A 16,461-nucleotide genomic window follows, 5' to 3' on the forward strand; every position below is an offset into this window, starting at 1 on the left:
GAAATAACAAAAAGCGCCAGGGCCTTCCGCCTTGACGCTTTTTGCTAGCAACCAATAGATCTCCGACTTTTAAAACTTACTATTTCTTCTCTTCCTTCCCAGCCTTTATGATATATGTTTCAACCATGCGGCTTAATGTCTGATTTAACTGCCGGATAGCATCTCGCAGCTGTTTATTTTCCATTTCCAGCCGTTCGATTTCAAAATCCCGGTTCATGCTCTTTCCTCCTTTGTTCTCCCAGAACATCATACCAAAACGAACCTTGTTTTTCCATTGTTTTTTGTCGACAATTTTCGACTGTTTTGTTTTCTGTCTGTCATTTTCCAGAATGAAATCCACTCTTTCCGTAGAAAGTTTCTCTCTTTTTGGAGATTTCCTACCTTTTTTGTCGTTTTTCTTTTTTCCAATACAAAAAACCGCATATTCCGCTACCAATCAGAACGCCCACAAGGATCAAAAGCGCGCAATGAAGGAAGAACGTATCCGGTAAAATCGTGATTACCGGATCTGTTGAAGCGTCAAAAATCCAAAAATCATTTCGGAAAACAATCTTATGGAACATCACAAAAACCGTATCCCAACTGGCCGCGATTGCAATTCCAAGCAGCAAAGGAGTGAAAATAGAAAGCAGGGCGGTGTATTTTAAATAGCGAAACTGATTCTTCCGATAATAAAATACAATTCCCAACACACTCGCTGCGAGAGTAATCGGAACCATCCACTCAAAAACCAGGAAAACACGTTTTACCTCTTCAAAGTGAATTCGACCGCTTTCTGACATAGCCAAATCCGGAAACTCTAACGTATCCGGTCCCCAGATATTATTGTAATCGATCAAAACATCATAATTTCTTAAAATCTGTTCCTCTGTAAGGCCTGAAGACGCGGACAAATTCATCGATTTCATATCCCAATGATAAAGGGGACGAAAATTTAGAGTGACTGTGACGGAAAAGGAAATCAAAAACAGCATCAAAACAATTCCCAGCACCCACTGGCCAAAACGATATTTTTTTTCTTGCATCAAAGGTTCCTCAAATGTATTATAGTATTATAGTTTATCCCGAACCATCATCAAAGTATAACCGAGCAAATTTTTCCCCTGCCATTTCGTTTGATCAAGCCTGTCCGGATTGTTCATTGACAACCCGATCCCCCAAATACGATCTTTCACCGCACATTCAGCTAATACCGCTGTCCCCGTGGCTTTTAACTTCTCTTTCAATTCTGCGTTCTGTGAGAATTTTGCCATCAGCCCTTCATAAACTATGAGTTGCCGGATTCCCTCCCAATAGTTATCGTCATATCTTGACACAAGCCGCCCCAATGCCTTGATATGGGCAGTATCCTCTATATTAAGGATTTGTACGGCAATCTTATCATCTTGAAAGCAGACCGCTTTCCGATACATCATAAACTGTTCCATTGAAGAAAACTCCACTCCCTCAACAGTAAAGCGGGACAGATACCAATTGCTCAGATATCCGTTTTCTTCGTTTTCATTATGAAAGCAAACAATCTGCATCACACTTCACCAACTTTTTTGACCGCCAAATCAAGTTCCAAGTCGTGAAGTCCGTAATAAGCTTTTTTCAAAAAGGCGATAGGAACTTTCTTGACCACTTCTGAACTCGGGAGACCATAAAACCATTGATAATAAGCATAAAACTCCCCGATCCACATAGGAATAAACCCGTCAAGAGCCTTGCCGGGTTTTAATCTATACTTTTCTGTTTCAGAAAAGTACGCCCACAACCCTTTGGCATCCATCGTATTGACATAGGCTTGCGCTTCGTCAATGCTCTTTCTCGTCTTGCTTGCCATATAGATACGAATAAAATCTTCCGTATCCTTGTCGGGATACCGTTGCGCCACAAGATCAAAGAGTTTACCCTGATTTTCCACTACATCATTCAGATATGCTTCCGAATATGCCCGCATCACCATCACTCCTCAAATAATGTGCTGAATACTTTCGTTACCTTATTCGCATCGGAATCAACAAGATCCCGCATATTTTTTCTTGCCTCTATATCCCTCTGATTATACTTATCGTTGAATTCAGTATAATCAACGACAAGCAACTCATCCTGTATTTCTTTTAGCTTAGAATAAGCCAATTTGGACTTGATACAATACTGAATACCCAGACCGCCCAACGCGAGCAGTTCTTCAAGTATGTCGATATCGATATTGTCCCGAACAAATTCCTTTGCGATATAGAAGTAAGAAGCGTTCGCTCTCCAACCGCGGATAACATCATATTCGTTCGCATCTACACCGTACTTTGCTATGAACTTTTTAGACAGCATTCTATATCGTTTGGAGTCCGCCGCATCTCTGTGTTTCATTAGCTCGGCAAGCCAAGAAAGGACATTCAATTTCTGAAAATCTAAGATTTTTAATCCATCCGTATCCAATTCATATTTGTGAACCCATCCATTTGTATCATTTGGTCTGCAAACCGCCCACTCTTTCGCAAGTTCCATATTTTCAGTGAGGTAAAAGCCTCGTCCGTAGTCGTGCTTATCATCTCCGCCACCATACTTTGGCACTATGACCTTGTCAGGGGTACCGTGAAATAAAATAATTTTTCCCATTTTTCCCTTCCTTTCGCTTAAATCAAGAGCAAGCGCACCTAATGTAATCCATATTATATCATAAAAATTCGAAAATCAACACTTACTCCTGAAATCTCGTTACTGTCAAGTAATTCCGCTGAGTATTACAAAAGCATAGAACTCTCGAATCACTTATGTTATAATAAATTTATTAGGTATTATGCCCCCCGAAATCTGCAAAACTCGAACAAGCAGCCGCCAGGGCGGATTTTACCCATTCCATAAGGAGGAATTCCAATGATTTACATCTTTTTACTCGTCGGGGTCTTTTTTCTAGATCTAGCTCTCAAGGCAAAGATCGAATCCCCTCGCAGCCAGCTCCCAAAAGAAATCGCCGGCGGAAAAATCACCCTTTGCCGCAGTCATAACAAAGGAATGATGCTAAACTTCTTAGATCAAAAGCCGAAAGCCGCAGCGTTCCTTTCCACCTGCGCTGGAATCGGCTCCCTCCTTTGGTATCTCCCCATCCTATGGAAAAAAAGCGCCGGACATATCATGGAAAAATTAGGCGGCGCCCTCATTTTAGGAGGCGCCGCCAGTAATATCTCCGACCACTGGAGAAGAGGATACGTGGTAGACTATCTCAAATTCCGTTTCCGGCCTATACGAAATATCATTTTTAACCTAGGCGACCTTTGTATCTTTCTTGGTTGCCTGCTGGCCCTTTTGGGCCAATTGGGAAAAGGGAAAAAGTAATACTGTCCCTATTCGTATTTCGCTATCTTGCGTTCCCCGGAGCGCAGCAGCAAACGGTACAGCAAAATATCCAAGATCGCCAAAGCCACGGTAAACACTCCGGCTAGTAAAACCAACGATAGTTCCAATTTCCAATACAGCCAGCCAAACAAGACGCCAACCAGGCCTCCAAATACCCAGATAATCAGCATACTCAGCATGCTGTTAAAATTCTGCTTGACTGCCTGCTGCTCGTTGGCCCATGTCAGCTTCGGCCGACAAAGATCCCGCCAAAGTTGGAAACAGTTCATACCAAAATTTAGAACCACGCTTAAAAGCAAAGCCAAAGCCGCCGTCCAGAGTGGGACTCCCAAGATCATGCCGATCACCAGCAAGATGAGAAGATAGCCCGTGGTGCCCACACATCCCGGCAACAAACCGGATAGCAGTTTTGCCTTGATCTGATCCCGGTAAGATACCGGAATATATTTCATCGTCATAAATCCGTCTCCCTCCCTCGAAATGGCGGTGGCGGATACCAGATTCAAACTACCGGCAAAAAGAGTAAGCCCATAGGAGACGCCGATGGTTATCAAGCCCACCATTGGCGAGCCGGAATCCACGGGTCCTAAAAGCGCAGCAAGCTCTCCCAATACAGCAAAACCCTCGGAAATGGAATCAAACTGTGTCAATATCGCAATCAGTACAGGAACCAAAAATATCAACGGCCAGATAAGTACCATCAAAATACAATTTAGGAAGTAAACCGGCGTGCGAAACAGTAAGCGCAGCTCTTTCTTTAAATAAGCAGACATCACACTTTGACGGCGCACCAGCTTTTCGCCCTCGGCGGCCGTGATCTTCTGACGCTTGGACGTCGTCTCGCTCATGCTGAGGACTCCGCCAAAGTAAAGCTTTGACGCCACCAGTAAAAATAGCACCAGAAAAGCTGCTGTAATCGCCAGAACAATCAGTAACTGCCAAATCCCTTCCCCTGTCATTGCCTTCACCAAAAATTGCAGGTTCGGGAAAAGTTTGCTGAGAAAACCTACTAAAGAATTCTTCCCTGCGGACAAAAGGGCGATCAAGCCTTCTTGATCCACCGTCTCCAATTGCCCGCTGAACATCCCCACGCACATGGAGACCACCAAGAGCAAAATGGTACCAAGAGTCGTCAACACGCTCTTATTTTTGGCTTTCTTACCGACGCGCATAAAAATCATCGAAAGCAGCGCCGCATAGACCATCGGCACGATCGGCAGCAGCAATAAACCGATGGCAATGGAAATCCAAAAAGAGATTCCAGCGGAGGCCTCCCATCCATATCCAACAAACAGCGGCAGCAGCAAAACCGCGGTCGTCACCACCTCATAAATCCAAACCACCGTAAATTTTGCCCCGACAATCTGTACCGGCTTTAAAGGCAAAGGCAGTAAATGCTGAACATCTCCGCTCATATAAAACACGCTGAGAATATAAGGCAGGCCCAAAATCAGGGTAGCCATCCCGCCGACAAAGCACGCCATCTCCAAAAGCAGACCTTCCTGTCCGGCCGGGGCTAACATCTGATAGCCGCCCTGTCCAGCCTGAAACAGCATATAAGCCAATGGCATAAAACAGATGATCACAAAGATTCCGAGAGCAGCTCCCGAAAGCTTCCTCCGCTTCTTTTTTCCTTTTCCCCCTGTGGACATTGCATTTCCCATACCGCATTTCAACAATATCCACGTCAGCTTTCTATACTTACGCATCTTTCGTCATACTCAAGAAGATTTCTTCCAGAGACTCTCCTTCCTGGAATTGTTTTCTCAGGTCATCCAATGTACCACGATATACGATTTTCCCTTTATTAATGACGGCAATCTGGTCGCATAACTTCTCTGCCACCTCCAACACATGGGTTGAGAATAAGACGCTCTTCCCAGCCGCCGTATGCTCCTTCATCATTTCCTTTAACTCAAAAGCAGATTTTGGATCTAATCCGGTAAGCGGCTCATCCAGAATCCAGACTGAAGGATCGTGAAGAAGCGCTCCCATCACCATGATTTTCTGGCGCATACCATGAGAATAGCTGAGAATCCGATCCTTGAGCGCATCTTCCATCTCAAATCGGGAAGCAAAAGAAAGGATACGTTCCTTGCGCTCCTTGGTCGGCACATCGTACAAATCCGCCATAAAATTCAAATATTCAATTCCTTTTAGCCGCAGGAAATGGTCCGGGCTGTCGGAGACAAAGCCGAACTGCCGCTTGGCAATGACCGGGTCTTTCTGGATATCAACGCCATTGATCTCAATCAAACCGCCCTCATCTGGTTCCAAAATCCCAGTAATCATCTTGAGCGTCGTGGTTTTCCCCGCGCCGTTGGGACCAATAAATCCCGTGATCGTTCCCTCTCCAATCTCCCAGTTTAAGTCATCCACCGCCTTGTGGGTGCCCGCATAAGTTTTTGAAATATGCGTAAGCCGAATCATCGACATGTTGCCCTCCTTACTGAATCAAAACCAAATTCTTTTGTTCTAGTTTGATAATACAATAATACAGAAGAAGGCATTTGTCAAGATAATTTTAGCAATTCGAACACTCCATATAAATCCAGAGCACCATACCCCCATTCCCGATTGGGATAAGTATAAACGCTCTTCCGCCTGGCTCCTCGAATAAGATACGCCCGCACGGCATTGCTATCCATCGTCGGCTCATTTCCACGATAAATTCCCCAGCTTAAAAGATCTGCCGCAGCACCTGCCACATGAGCCGCGGAAACGCTCGTGCCAGTCATAGTCCCAAACTGTCCGCCAGGAAACGGTCCATAAACCGCTACGCCAGGAGCCGCTAAAAGCGGCTGTATGGTTCCATTCCTAGTAAAGCCCCTCCCAGAATTGATATAAATACTATCGGATTTATGATTATAGCCGCTAACTGTCAGTACTTCTCTCGAAGTTCCGGGAATTGTTAACGTGATATTAGGATTTGGTTCCAGAAATTGAATGCCTTCCGCCACTTGCCCTTCTACCGGAAGCCAAACATGAAAACTTCCGCCCAGGGGATACGCGCTATAAATCCGCAAAATCCAAACTCCAGGAGTCGGCTTCCGGATTCCTATGTTGATCAACTGGCTGCCCGAACGATTTTCCACAATTCGATTGTCCACGGAAATCGTCGTGTCCTCTAAAATAAATCTCAAATTTTCCGTACTCTCTACCCGCGGAGGAATCCGTGGAATTTCTTCCCCTCCCGGCGATACAAAACCGATGGAGTAAAACTCCGGCGAGTAAGCCCAAAGATTCAGCCAAAATCCTTTGACTCCCGCAGGCACCCGGATTTCCACATCCCGATAGGTATCCTCCTCTCGAATTGTACCGTAATAGTGGTGCCCTTTGTTTCCATCGTTTCCTGAAGCCACAACCGGTACATATCCCCGCTGATCTGTTGCACGGCTGATTTGCTCTTCCAGAGGAGTGTAGCCGTCATGGCCGCCTCGGTTGCTTTGAAGTCCCATAAGAATAACCAGCGGAATCCGCAGCTCTTCCCGCAGATCCAATAAATAGCGTACACCCATCATAATGTCATTTTCCTGATATACTGGCTCTTCGGGCGGAATAAAGTAATAATCTTTCAAATTTTGTTTCGCTGGCTTTAGCTTTACCACTGCCAAAACCGATTCTGGCGCCGCTCCGACGAAACTGCCGTCCGGCGTCTCGCCTCCCGCGGCGATTCCTGCAAGAAAAGTTCCATGCCCCGTTTCATCCACCGTTGGCACCACCAATCTGGGATCAGCCTGGCGCAGCGCTTCGTTGATCTGGCTTTGCCGGTACTCCGTGCCATAGAGAAGCCCTGCCGGCGGCTCCCCGCTTTGGTCACTCTGATCCCAGATTCCTACGATTCGGCTCTCCCCGTTTCCGGTTCGAAAGACAGGGTGCGTATAGTCAATCCCGCTATCAATGATCCCAATCATGACTCCTTCCCCCCGCAGATTGGGAAGCGGTTGGCTTTGAGCTCTCAATATCCCAGACGTCTCCATGCTAGAGGTATCCGCCAAAGAAAATACGGACGGAATGGTACGAAATCCATAGACTCCTACACTATAATTGGGAGCTCGTCTCCGATCTAGATGGGTAATCCCAAAGATACGGTCAACGATTTCCGTACAATGATCGCCATAATCCGTAAATACTTGAGGCAGACCCAGGTTATATTCAACGATAAAATCCAGATATTCTTCTGATAAAATCTGTTCTCGGCAGATCTTTTCCTGCTCTGTCATCCGCATTGTCTCCTTATCACTTTGGCGGAGCGCCGAGCAGCAGACGAATCTGTTCCTCCGATAGACGCCGGATCTCCCGCCGCGACCTGCGGCATTGCTCTTCCACCGCCTGCACAGCCTGCTCCTCCATCCGTTGAAGCAGTTCTTCTTGAAGTTCCAAAGAAATCATCTGTTTCAACGCTCGCCTTCTATACTCCGCCGCACCGTCTCCCATAGCAGAAAACAGCAGACAGAGCATCAGCATTTCCCGGTCCACACGCCGCCTCCGTCCTAAATTCTTACCACTAGTATATCGCCTGTGCCTTTTGTCCTATGACAGAAAACGATTTACATAGAAAATCTGCTCATTTTCATTGCAATCTTTTGAAATACCATTGTATAATAAAAATGAAGCATTTTATGCTCCGGTTACATACCAATTTAGACAGGACAGAACCCGTAAAAAAGCAAAAGAATTTAGAAAGTCAGGGAAATCATGGAAAAAGAAAAAAGCGTCTCACAGCAAGACCAAACACTGATTAAGGATTTAACAGTAGGAAATGTCCCCAGACAACTTCTTATTTTTGCCCTTCCCCTAGTTCTATCAGGAATCCTTCAAGCCGCCTACAATATGGTCGATATGATTGTGGTCGGCCGTTATCTGGAAAGCGCTGGATTATCCGCCGTTTCCATCGGCGGCGATATTCTTATGGTGCTGACGTTTGTCGCCATGGGGTTTTCCAGCGCTGCCCAAATCATCATTTCCCAATATGTGGGGGCGAATCGTCCCGATAAGGTCAGCAAAATGATCGGTACGCTTTTCACTTTCCTCGGCGCCTGCGCCGTAGTCATGACAATCGTATGTCTGCTGCTGCGCAATCAAATTCTTCTATGGGTAAAAACACCCGCGGAATCCTGGGATTATACGATGGACTATGTTGTAACCTGTATTGTGGGCCTGATCTTTATCTATGGTTACAATCTGGTCAGCGCGATTCTCCGAGGTATGGGGGATTCCAAACATCCTTTCTTATTTATCGCCATTGCTTCTATCTTAAATACGGTCCTAGATATACTTTTCATCGCTGTCTTTGACCTTGGTGTCTTCGGCGCTGCCCTCGCCACCGTCATCGGGCAGGCGGTTAGCTTTCTATGTGCCCTTTTCATTTTATACCAAAAAAGAAAAGAGTTTATGTTTGACTTTAAGCCGCGCAGCTTCCGCATTTCCCGCGATATGTTAAAGCCACTGATCTCCCTTGGGATTCCCATGTCGATTCAATCTGCGGCCGTTACCTTTTCCCGCGTGTATGTGAACTCCTGGGTGAATTCTTATGGCGTTGTGGCCTCCGCCGTATCTGGCATGGGACACAAAGTGGAAATGGTCAATAACACCATTGTCCATGGCTTTACGACGGCTGGTGCTTCCATGGTCGCCCAATGTATCGGCGCCAAAAAATATGAGCGTGTCACCAAGGTTCTCCTCACTTCCTTTGTCATCAATGGAGCCTTCGGTGCACTCTTCATCTTTGCCACTGTCTGCTGGCCGAGAACGGTCTTTGGCATTTTCACCAACGATACCTTGGCACTTGATATGGCCGTTACCTATGTGCCCATTGCCGTTGTCTCGTTCATCGGCGGCATTATCCGCCCGTCCATGTTCTCTTTGATCAATGGTTCCGGCAATTCCAAATTAAATTTAGCCGTCGCTTTATTGGACGGCATCATCGCCCGCATCGGTCTGGCCTTGCTGCTTGGCCTGGTCTTTGACATGGGAGTGTATGGATTCTGGTACGGCAATGCGTTTGCAGGCTGGGTGCCTTTCTTCATCGGTCTGGTATACTATATCAGCGGGCATTGGAGAGGTTCCGGCATCGAAAAGTCTCGGTAAAAAAGGGCTCGATGAGGAAAGGGCCCGGTAAAAAAGGCTCGGAATATTCTGTATTTGCAGGAGCGTTAGTACTTCTCAGATTTCGGAAATTTGTATTATGAACAAAAATAAGACTGTTTGAGCGCAGCGAGTTCTTATTTTTGTGAATGCTTTTTACAAATTTTCGAAGTCCTAGAAGTACTTGCTCCGAAACTCTACAGAATATTCCGAGCCTTTTTACAGAAACTTTTCGACACCTGAGCCCTAGGAGGGAAGCTGTCCCCGCAGTTCAATCCGCGGCCCTCCCGTGTTTTCTAAATACTCTCTGGTGATCGTGACACGGCCAATATTCAAATCCTTTGGAATTTCATACATAATATCCAACATATACTCTTCGAGAATGGCCCGCAGCGCCCTGGCTCCCGTTCCTTTTTCCATGGCCCGCTCTGCAATGACCTCCAAAGCTCCCTCGTCAAAGATCAGCTGTACCTCATCCATCGCCAGCAGCTTTTCATACTGCTTTAAGATCGCGTTTTTGGGTTCCCGGAGAATCTTTACTAAAAAGTCCTTGGTCAAAGCTTCCAGCGTAACAACAATCGGCAAACGACCTAAAAATTCCGGAATCATTCCAAATTTCCGCAGATCTTCCATTTGAACCTTGGAAAGAATATTTTTATCCTGGTCAAACTGGTCCTTTAACTGCGCCCGGAAACCAATGGCAGATTGCTGGTTTAACCGTTCTTTGATGATATCTTCCAGATCCGGAAATGCTCCGCCGCAGATAAACAGGATATTTTTCGTATCTATTGTTGTCATCGGTACCATCGCATTTTTGCTGCCGGAACCTACCGGCACCTCCATGGCGGCGCCCTCTAACATTTTTAAAAGCTCCTGCTGAACCGACTCTCCGCTGACATCCCTGGTATTGGTATTCTTTTTCTTTGCGATTTTATCGATCTCGTCAATAAAGACGATCCCATGTTCCGCCCGATCCACGTCATTCTCCGCGGCGGCCAAAAGTTTCGATAAAACGCTCTCAATGTCATCGCCAATATATCCAGCCTCGGTCAAAGAAGTGGCGTCCGCAATGGCCAGCGGCACCTGTAACAGCTTTGCCAAAGTACGCACCAAATACGTCTTCCCGCTGCCGGTAGGACCGATCATCAGCACGTTGGACTTTTCAATCTCCACTCCGTCCTTTTCATCGGCCGCAAGTCTTTTATAGTGGTTATAAACAGCCACCGACAGGGTTTTCTTTGCCTTCTCCTGCCCTACCACATACTCGTCCAGCATCGCTTTCAGGCGATGAGGCGCAGGAATATCCTTCATCGAAAAAGCCGGTTTTTCCTCCTCGCCCTTATTTTTTTTCTTTTTGACTTTCTGCCTCTGAGGAATCTCCACGCCGCCCAAATTGGTTAGATCGATCATTTTCATGTCAAAGGGCATGTTCTGCAGAGAAAAGCCATTCATACCGCCTTGCTGGTTAAACATATCAAAGGCTTTCTGCATGCAATCATTACAGATCGTCAGACCGCCCGGCATATGAATTAGTTTGCCGGCCTTACTCTCCGGCCGGCGGCAAACGCTGCAAACCTCCTCATACTCATCTGGTTTCTCGTCCTTTTCCTCCGAAACTAAATCTTCTTTTTCCTCTTCGATATGTAAAACCTCGCCGCCATCCTCTTCGGCAAGTTCCAAATATTCTTTGTTTTCTTCGCTCATACTATCTCCTCCGATCTCATCCTCCCGGTTGAAATCTTGCTCTTTTATCTTATGGGTATTCCCTACTCTTATATCACAGATTCCGGATTGGTACAAATAAATTTTTTCTTAAAGAACAAAGAATTTCGCTTCGCGAAATTCTCGCGCCGAGCGCAGCCGCTATCGGCGGCATCTTCCTTTCGCGCTCGTACCCTCGCTTCGCTGGGTCAGACCCTGTGCATCCTTAGCGGAGCGCTTTTTGTTCAATAGGAAATTTCAATGAAATTTCCTATTGAACAAAAACAGCGGCCGGACCTCTGGCCTTTACAACATACCAGTTTTTCCAACCGCTGTCAATGGAAGGTCTCCTCCCATATCGTCATAAATACTTCTTTATATATTGTCCGGTATAGGACGTTTCCACCTTGGTTAAATCCTCTGGCGTTCCACAGGCTACCACTGTGCCGCCTCCATCGCCGCCTTCCGGTCCCATATCAATCAGCCAGTCTGCGGTCTTAATCACATCCAGATTGTGCTCGATGACAACCACCGTGTTTCCTCCGTCAGACAAACGCCGCAGAATGTCCACCAGCTTATGAACGTCCGCAAAGTGAAGTCCGGTAGTCGGCTCGTCCAGGATATATAGCGTTTTGCCGGTTCCCCGCTTACAGAGCTCCGTAGCCAGCTTCACCCGCTGGGCCTCGCCGCCGGAAAGCTCCGTGGACGGCTGCCCCAGCTTCACATAGGAAAGACCTACATAGTGCAGCATTTCGATTTTTCTGCGGATGCTGGGCACATGCTCGAAAAAGTCCAAAGCTTCCTCCACCGTCATATTCAGTACATCATAGATGCTCTTTCCCTTATACTTTACTTCCAGTGTTTCCCGGTTGTACCGCTTTCCCCCGCAAACTTCGCAGGGTACGTACACATCCGGAAGGAAATGCATCTCAATTTTTAAAATCCCATCGCCGCTGCAGGCCTCACAGCGTCCCCCTTTCACATTAAAGCTAAACCGCCCTTTCTGATATCCTCTGGCTTTGGCGTCCGGAGTGCTGGCAAAAAGGTCGCGAATCAGATCAAATACGCCGGTATAAGTAGCTGGATTGGAGCGGGGAGTCCGTCCAATCGGAGACTGATCGATCGCAATGACTTTATCGATATTCTCCATGCCGTCGATCCCTTCATGCTTTCCCGGAATCGTGCGGGCCCGGTTGACTTTTTTGGCCAATGTCTTATAAAGAATTTCATTGACCAGAGAACTTTTTCCTGAGCCGGACACGCCGGTCACACAGGTCATAATTCCCAATGGAATCTCCACGTCAATATGCTTCAGGTTATTTTCCTCGGCCCCGCGGATCAAGAGCGAACCCGTGGGTTTTCTCCGCTCCTCCGGAATCGGGATTTTCTTTCTCCCCGACAGATAGTCTCCCGTGATGGAACCCGGCGTATTCATGATTTCCTCCGCGGTTCCTTGGGCCACCACCCGGCCTCCGTGCTCGCCGGCCCCAGGCCCGATATCGATGATGTGATCCGCCGCGCGCATGGTATCCTCGTCATGCTCCACCACGATCACGCTATTTCCCAAATCACGCAGATGAAGCAGCGTTTTTAACAACTTATCGTTATCCCGCTGGTGTAAACCGATACTTGGCTCGTCCAAAATATAGGCTACGCCCACCAGGCCGGAGCCAATCTGGGTCGCCAGGCGAATCCGCTGGGCTTCGCCGCCGGATAAGGTTCCCGCCGTCCGCGCCAAGGTCAGATAGTCCAGACCCACGTCGATCAGAAAACCAAGACGGGCTTGAACCTCCTTTAAAATCGGCCCGCTGATGGCAATCTCCATATCTGAAAGCCGAAGTCCGTTTAGGTATTCCTGAATTTTTGTCAGCGGCATGGAAGTCAGCTCAAAAATATTTTTTTCTCCCACTGTTACGGCCAGAGAAGACTGCTTTAGGCGATGTCCATGGCAGGTATTACAGGGAGTAATTCGCATAAACGTCTCGTATTCAGCTTTTAGGGCGTCCTGTCCGGTCTCCCGGTACCGCCGTTCCAAATTTTTCAACAGCCCCTCAAAAGCTACATGGTAGGTGTTTTCGCCTCTCTCCCCTTCATATTTCACGGGAAGCCGTTCCCCGTCCGTCCCCTGCTCGATTCTCTTTTTCACCTCCGGAGGGTAATCCTGATACGGCGTGGAAAGACTGAATCCATACCGCTCCGCCATGCTGGCAAGCAGCGCATGGGAATAGCTTCCCTCGCTCCCCGCGGATCCCCATCCATGAATCGCAATGGCCCCGTCCATAATACTGAGAGATGGATCTGGGATAATCAGATCCATATCAAACTCCATCTTATATCCCAGCCCGTAACAATCCGGGCAGGCGCCAAAAGGATTGTTAAAGGAAAAGCTCCTGGGTTCCACCGCGTCTATGCTGATTCCACAGTCCGGACAGGCAAAATTCTGGCTAAAATGAAGCGTCTCTCCGTCCAAAACATCGATCATCAAAATACCGTCGGTCAGATGCAACGCATTTTCCATGGAATCCGTCAACCGGTTTTCAATGCCGGGACGAATCACCAGACGATCGATGACAATCTCAATATTATGCTTAATATTTTTTTCCAGTTTAATGCTCTCCGAGAGATCATAGAGATTCCCATCGATTCGCACTCGGACATATCCGCTCTTTCTGGCTCCTTCCAGCACTTTTACATGCTCGCCTTTCCGTCCGCGAACCACCGGAGCCAGCACCTGAATCCGGCTTTCTTCCGGCAAAGCCATCACCTGGTCCACCATCTGATCCACCGTCTGCTTTTTGATTTCCCGCCCGCATTTTGGACAGTGAGGCACGCCGATTCGTGCATAAAGAAGACGAAGATAGTCATAGATCTCCGTTACGGTTCCTACCGTGGAACGGGGATTTCGGTTTGTCGATTTCTGATCAATGGAGATCGCCGGTGAAAGGCCTTCAATACTTTCCACATCCGGCTTTTCCATCTGCCCTAAAAACTGTCTTGCATAGGAAGACAGCGATTCCATATAACGCCTTTGCCCTTCCGCATAGATGGTGTCAAATGCCAGAGAAGATTTTCCGGAACCGGACAGTCCCGTTAAAACCACCAATTCATTCCGAGGAATATCCACGGAAAGGTTTTTTAGATTGTGCTCATTCGCACCGCGAATTTTAATAAATTGCCTATATTTTCTCTCACTCATGAGATAACAACCTCCACATAAATCAAGCAAAAAGAACAAACGTTTCTATTCATCCGCGGTTATCATAGCACAAGATGGCAAAAAAGTAAAGTGGGATCGAATTTTTGTTCGTAATTTTTTCTTTTTCCGTAAAATTTTCCCCTTGCTATTTCAGATACGTTTTCAGTTCCAGCATCTCGTCCCGAAGTCTCGCCGCCTCCTCAAAATTCAGCTCTACCGCCGCCTGATGCATCTTTTTGGACAACTGGGCGATCAAAGCCTTCAGTTCCTTCTCATCCATGGATTCCGGATCTTTTTCCAGTTTCCGGGATTTGGTCTCTTCGACTTCTTTGGTGATCCGAATCAAATCCCGCACTGCTTTCCGAATGGTCTGAGGCGTAATTCCATGTTCTTTGTTGTATGCCTCCTGAATCGCACGACGGCGATTGGTCTCTTCGATGGCTACCCGCATCGAATCCGTGATCGTATCCGCATACATAATTACATGCCCCTCCGCGTTTCGGGCCGCGCGGCCAACGGTCTGAATCAATGAAGTCTCCGAGCGAAGGAAACCTTCCTTATCCGCATCCAAGATGGCCACCAAGGTGATTTCTGGGATGTCCAATCCTTCCCGAAGCAGATTGATACCAACCAATACATCAAATACGTTTAAACGCATATCCCGGATGATCTCCGTCCGCTCCAAGGTGTCAATATCCGAATGCAGGTAGCGGACGCGGATTCCCACTTCCCGCATATAATCGGTCAAATCTTCCGCCATCCGTTTGGTCAGGGTCGTAATCAGGACTTTGTGTCCTCCCTCGATCTCCCGGTTTACTTCTGAAACCAGGTCGTCCACCTGTCCCGCCACCGGACGTACCTCGATGTTCGGGTCCAACAAACCCGTCGGGCGGATAATCTGTTCTACCCGAAGCTGCTCATGCTCCTTCTCATACACATTGGGAGTGGCTGATACAAACATAACCTGGTTGAGCTTGCTTTCAAATTCCTGGAAATTGAGCGGACGGTTATCCAGCGCGGAGGGAAGACGGAAGCCAAAATCCACCAGAGTGGACTTTCTTGACCGGTCGCCGGAGTACATCCCCCGCACCTGCGGTACCGTAATATGGGACTCGTCCACGATCAAAAGAAAATCCTCTGGGAAATAATCCAGCAGGGTATGGGGCGTCGCTCCGGCAGGAAGCCCGGCCAGATGGCGGGAATAGTTCTCTATACCAGAGCAGAAGCCGGTCTCCCGCATCATTTCGATGTCAAAGTTCGTACGCTCCGAAATTCGCTGCGCTTCCAGCAGCTTGTCCTCACTGCGGAATTTGCCGACCTGTACTTTCAGCTCTTCCTCTATCTCCTCGGTGGCGCGGGCCATCTGTTCTTTGGATACCACGTAATGGGAAGCCGGAAAGATGGAAATATGGCTGAGACGCGCCTTGATTTCCCCGGTTAGGGTGTCGATTTCCGTGATTCGATCTACTTCATCTCCAAAAAATTCAATTCGGATCGCGGACTCGCCCGTTCTGGCCGTGACGATCTCAATCACGTCCCCGCGCACACGGAAGGTCCCACGATGCAGGTCCATATCGTTGCGGGTATACTGGATATCGATCAGCTTGCGCAGTACTTCGTCCCGGTCTTTCTGCATTCCCGGCCGCAGGGAAATCACCATATTTTGATAGTCAATGGGGCTGCCAAGACCGTAAATGCAGGATACGGAGGAAACAATCACCACATCCCTCCGCTCCGACAGGGCGGCCGTAGCCGAATGCCGCAGCCGGTCGATCTCGTCATTGACAGAGGAATCCTTCGCAATATACGTATCCGTGGAGGGAACGTAAGCCTCCGGTTGATAATAATCGTAATAGGAGACAAAGTACTCCACCGCATTCTCAGGGAAAAATTCTTTGAATTCTCCGTACAGCTGGGCAGCTAAAGTTTTATTATGGGCCAAAATCAGCGTCGGTTTATTCAGCTTCTGGATCACGTTTGCCATGGTAAACGTTTTTCCGGAACCGGTAACGCCCAATAAAGTCTGAAATTGATGTCCTTCCTGAAAGCCTTTTACCAGCCCCTCAATTGCCTGAGGCTGGTCGCCGGTGGGTTGGTATTCGGAATGTAAAACAAAATGATCCATGAAAGTTCCTCCT

At 47.6% G+C, this 16,461-nt stretch carries 14 protein-coding genes; 2 read left to right on the forward strand and 12 right to left on the reverse strand.

Annotation, left to right across the window (positions count from 1 at the left end; genetic code table 11):
• Positions 1–79 precede the first annotated feature (79 nt).
• The 5 genes from ACCC71_RS11315 to ACCC71_RS11335 form a co-directional block, all read right to left on the reverse strand.
• Entirely contained in the window at positions 80–217 is a 138-nt protein-coding gene (locus ACCC71_RS11315; protein WP_434309731.1) for a hypothetical protein, read from the reverse strand.
• A 160-nt stretch (positions 218–377) separates the two neighbouring features.
• Entirely contained in the window at positions 378–1,025 is a 648-nt protein-coding gene (locus tag ACCC71_RS11320) for a TIGR01906 family membrane protein (RefSeq protein WP_434309732.1), read from the reverse strand.
• 27 nt (positions 1,026–1,052) lie between these two features.
• Entirely contained in the window at positions 1,053–1,526 is a 474-nt protein-coding gene (locus ACCC71_RS11325) for an NADAR family protein (protein WP_434309733.1), read from the reverse strand.
• Positions 1,526–1,942 carry a hypothetical protein gene (locus ACCC71_RS11330; protein ID WP_434311851.1) on the reverse strand — a complete coding sequence of 139 codons (417 nt, stop codon included), beginning with the start codon at positions 1,940–1,942 and terminating at the stop codon, positions 1,526–1,528. Before ACCC71_RS11330 ends, ACCC71_RS11325 begins: the two co-directional genes overlap by 1 nt.
• Before the next feature lie 5 nt (positions 1,943–1,947).
• Positions 1,948–2,601 (reverse strand): DUF3990 domain-containing protein, encoded by a 654-nt coding sequence (locus ACCC71_RS11335; protein ID WP_434309734.1) that lies wholly within the window; start codon positions 2,599–2,601, stop codon positions 1,948–1,950.
• 258 nt (positions 2,602–2,859) lie between these two features.
• Between ACCC71_RS11335 and ACCC71_RS11340 the strand changes: the two genes are divergently transcribed.
• Entirely contained in the window at positions 2,860–3,318 is a 459-nt protein-coding gene (locus ACCC71_RS11340; RefSeq protein ID WP_434309735.1) for a signal peptidase II, read from the forward strand.
• 8 nt (positions 3,319–3,326) lie between these two features.
• Here ACCC71_RS11340 and ACCC71_RS11345 read toward each other — a convergent pair whose 3' ends face one another.
• From ACCC71_RS11345 to ACCC71_RS11360, 4 genes are all read right to left on the reverse strand, one after another.
• Entirely contained in the window at positions 3,327–5,048 is a 1,722-nt protein-coding gene (locus ACCC71_RS11345; protein ID WP_434309736.1) for a putative ABC transporter permease subunit, read from the reverse strand.
• On the reverse strand, positions 5,041–5,775 hold the full coding sequence (locus ACCC71_RS11350) for an ABC transporter ATP-binding protein (protein WP_434309737.1): 735 nt from the start codon (positions 5,773–5,775) through the stop codon (positions 5,041–5,043). The genes ACCC71_RS11345 and ACCC71_RS11350 overlap by 8 nt, the downstream gene beginning before the upstream one ends.
• A 77-nt stretch (positions 5,776–5,852) precedes the next feature.
• Positions 5,853–7,562: a S8 family peptidase gene (locus ACCC71_RS11355; RefSeq protein ID WP_434309738.1), complete on the reverse strand. Its 1,710-nt coding sequence runs from the start codon at positions 7,560–7,562 to the stop codon at positions 5,853–5,855.
• Between the two features lie 16 nt (positions 7,563–7,578).
• Complete coding sequence (locus ACCC71_RS11360; protein WP_434309739.1) at positions 7,579–7,818, reverse strand: hypothetical protein; 240 nt, start codon at positions 7,816–7,818, stop codon at positions 7,579–7,581.
• Positions 7,819–8,037: 219 nt separating this feature from the next.
• On the opposite strand from ACCC71_RS11360, the gene ACCC71_RS11365 reads away from it, so the two are divergent.
• Positions 8,038–9,429: an MATE family efflux transporter gene (locus ACCC71_RS11365; protein WP_434309740.1), complete on the forward strand. Its 1,392-nt coding sequence runs from the start codon at positions 8,038–8,040 to the stop codon at positions 9,427–9,429.
• Between the two features lie 243 nt (positions 9,430–9,672).
• Here ACCC71_RS11365 and clpX read toward each other — a convergent pair whose 3' ends face one another.
• From clpX to uvrB, 3 genes are all read right to left on the reverse strand, one after another.
• Complete coding sequence (clpX, locus tag ACCC71_RS11370) at positions 9,673–11,130, reverse strand: ATP-dependent Clp protease ATP-binding subunit ClpX (RefSeq protein WP_434309741.1); 1,458 nt, start codon at positions 11,128–11,130, stop codon at positions 9,673–9,675.
• 358 nt (positions 11,131–11,488) lie between these two features.
• The gene (gene uvrA / locus ACCC71_RS11375; protein ID WP_434309742.1) at positions 11,489–14,323 is read right to left on the reverse strand and encodes an excinuclease ABC subunit UvrA; all 2,835 of its coding nucleotides are present in this window, start codon (positions 14,321–14,323) and stop codon (positions 11,489–11,491) included.
• 145 nt (positions 14,324–14,468) lie between these two features.
• On the reverse strand, positions 14,469–16,448 hold the full coding sequence (gene uvrB / locus ACCC71_RS11380) for an excinuclease ABC subunit UvrB (protein ID WP_434309743.1): 1,980 nt from the start codon (positions 16,446–16,448) through the stop codon (positions 14,469–14,471).
• Between the last annotated feature and the right edge of the window lie 13 nt (positions 16,449–16,461).

It is taken from the genome of Hominifimenecus sp. rT4P-3 (genome assembly GCF_051055405.1).
Taxonomy (GTDB): Bacteria; Bacillota; Clostridia; order Lachnospirales; family Lachnospiraceae; genus Pseudolachnospira.

Bases quoted from the DNA above. Each gene is read 5' to 3' on its own strand.
- ACCC71_RS11315 (WP_434309731.1), bottom strand. From the start codon at position 217: ATGAACCGGGATTTTGAAATCGAACGGCTGGAAATGGAAAATAAACAG.
- ACCC71_RS11320 (WP_434309732.1), bottom strand. From the start codon at position 1,025: ATGCAAGAAAAAAAATATCGTTTTGGCCAGTGGGTGCTGGGAATTGTT.
- ACCC71_RS11325 (WP_434309733.1), bottom strand. From the start codon at position 1,526: ATGCAGATTGTTTGCTTTCATAATGAAAACGAAGAAAACGGATATCTG.
- ACCC71_RS11330 (WP_434311851.1), bottom strand. From the start codon at position 1,942: ATGCGGGCATATTCGGAAGCATATCTGAATGATGTAGTGGAAAATCAG.
- ACCC71_RS11335 (WP_434309734.1), bottom strand. From the start codon at position 2,601: ATGGGAAAAATTATTTTATTTCACGGTACCCCTGACAAGGTCATAGTG.
- ACCC71_RS11340 (WP_434309735.1), top strand. From the start codon at position 2,860: ATGATTTACATCTTTTTACTCGTCGGGGTCTTTTTTCTAGATCTAGCT.
- ACCC71_RS11345 (WP_434309736.1), bottom strand. From the start codon at position 5,048: ATGCGTAAGTATAGAAAGCTGACGTGGATATTGTTGAAATGCGGTATG.
- ACCC71_RS11350 (WP_434309737.1), bottom strand. From the start codon at position 5,775: ATGTCGATGATTCGGCTTACGCATATTTCAAAAACTTATGCGGGCACC.
- ACCC71_RS11355 (WP_434309738.1), bottom strand. From the start codon at position 7,562: ATGACAGAGCAGGAAAAGATCTGCCGAGAACAGATTTTATCAGAAGAA.
- ACCC71_RS11365 (WP_434309740.1), top strand. From the start codon at position 8,038: ATGGAAAAAGAAAAAAGCGTCTCACAGCAAGACCAAACACTGATTAAG.
- clpX (WP_434309741.1), bottom strand. From the start codon at position 11,130: ATGAGCGAAGAAAACAAAGAATATTTGGAACTTGCCGAAGAGGATGGC.
- uvrA (WP_434309742.1), bottom strand. From the start codon at position 14,323: ATGAGTGAGAGAAAATATAGGCAATTTATTAAAATTCGCGGTGCGAAT.
- uvrB (WP_434309743.1), bottom strand. From the start codon at position 16,448: ATGGATCATTTTGTTTTACATTCCGAATACCAACCCACCGGCGACCAG.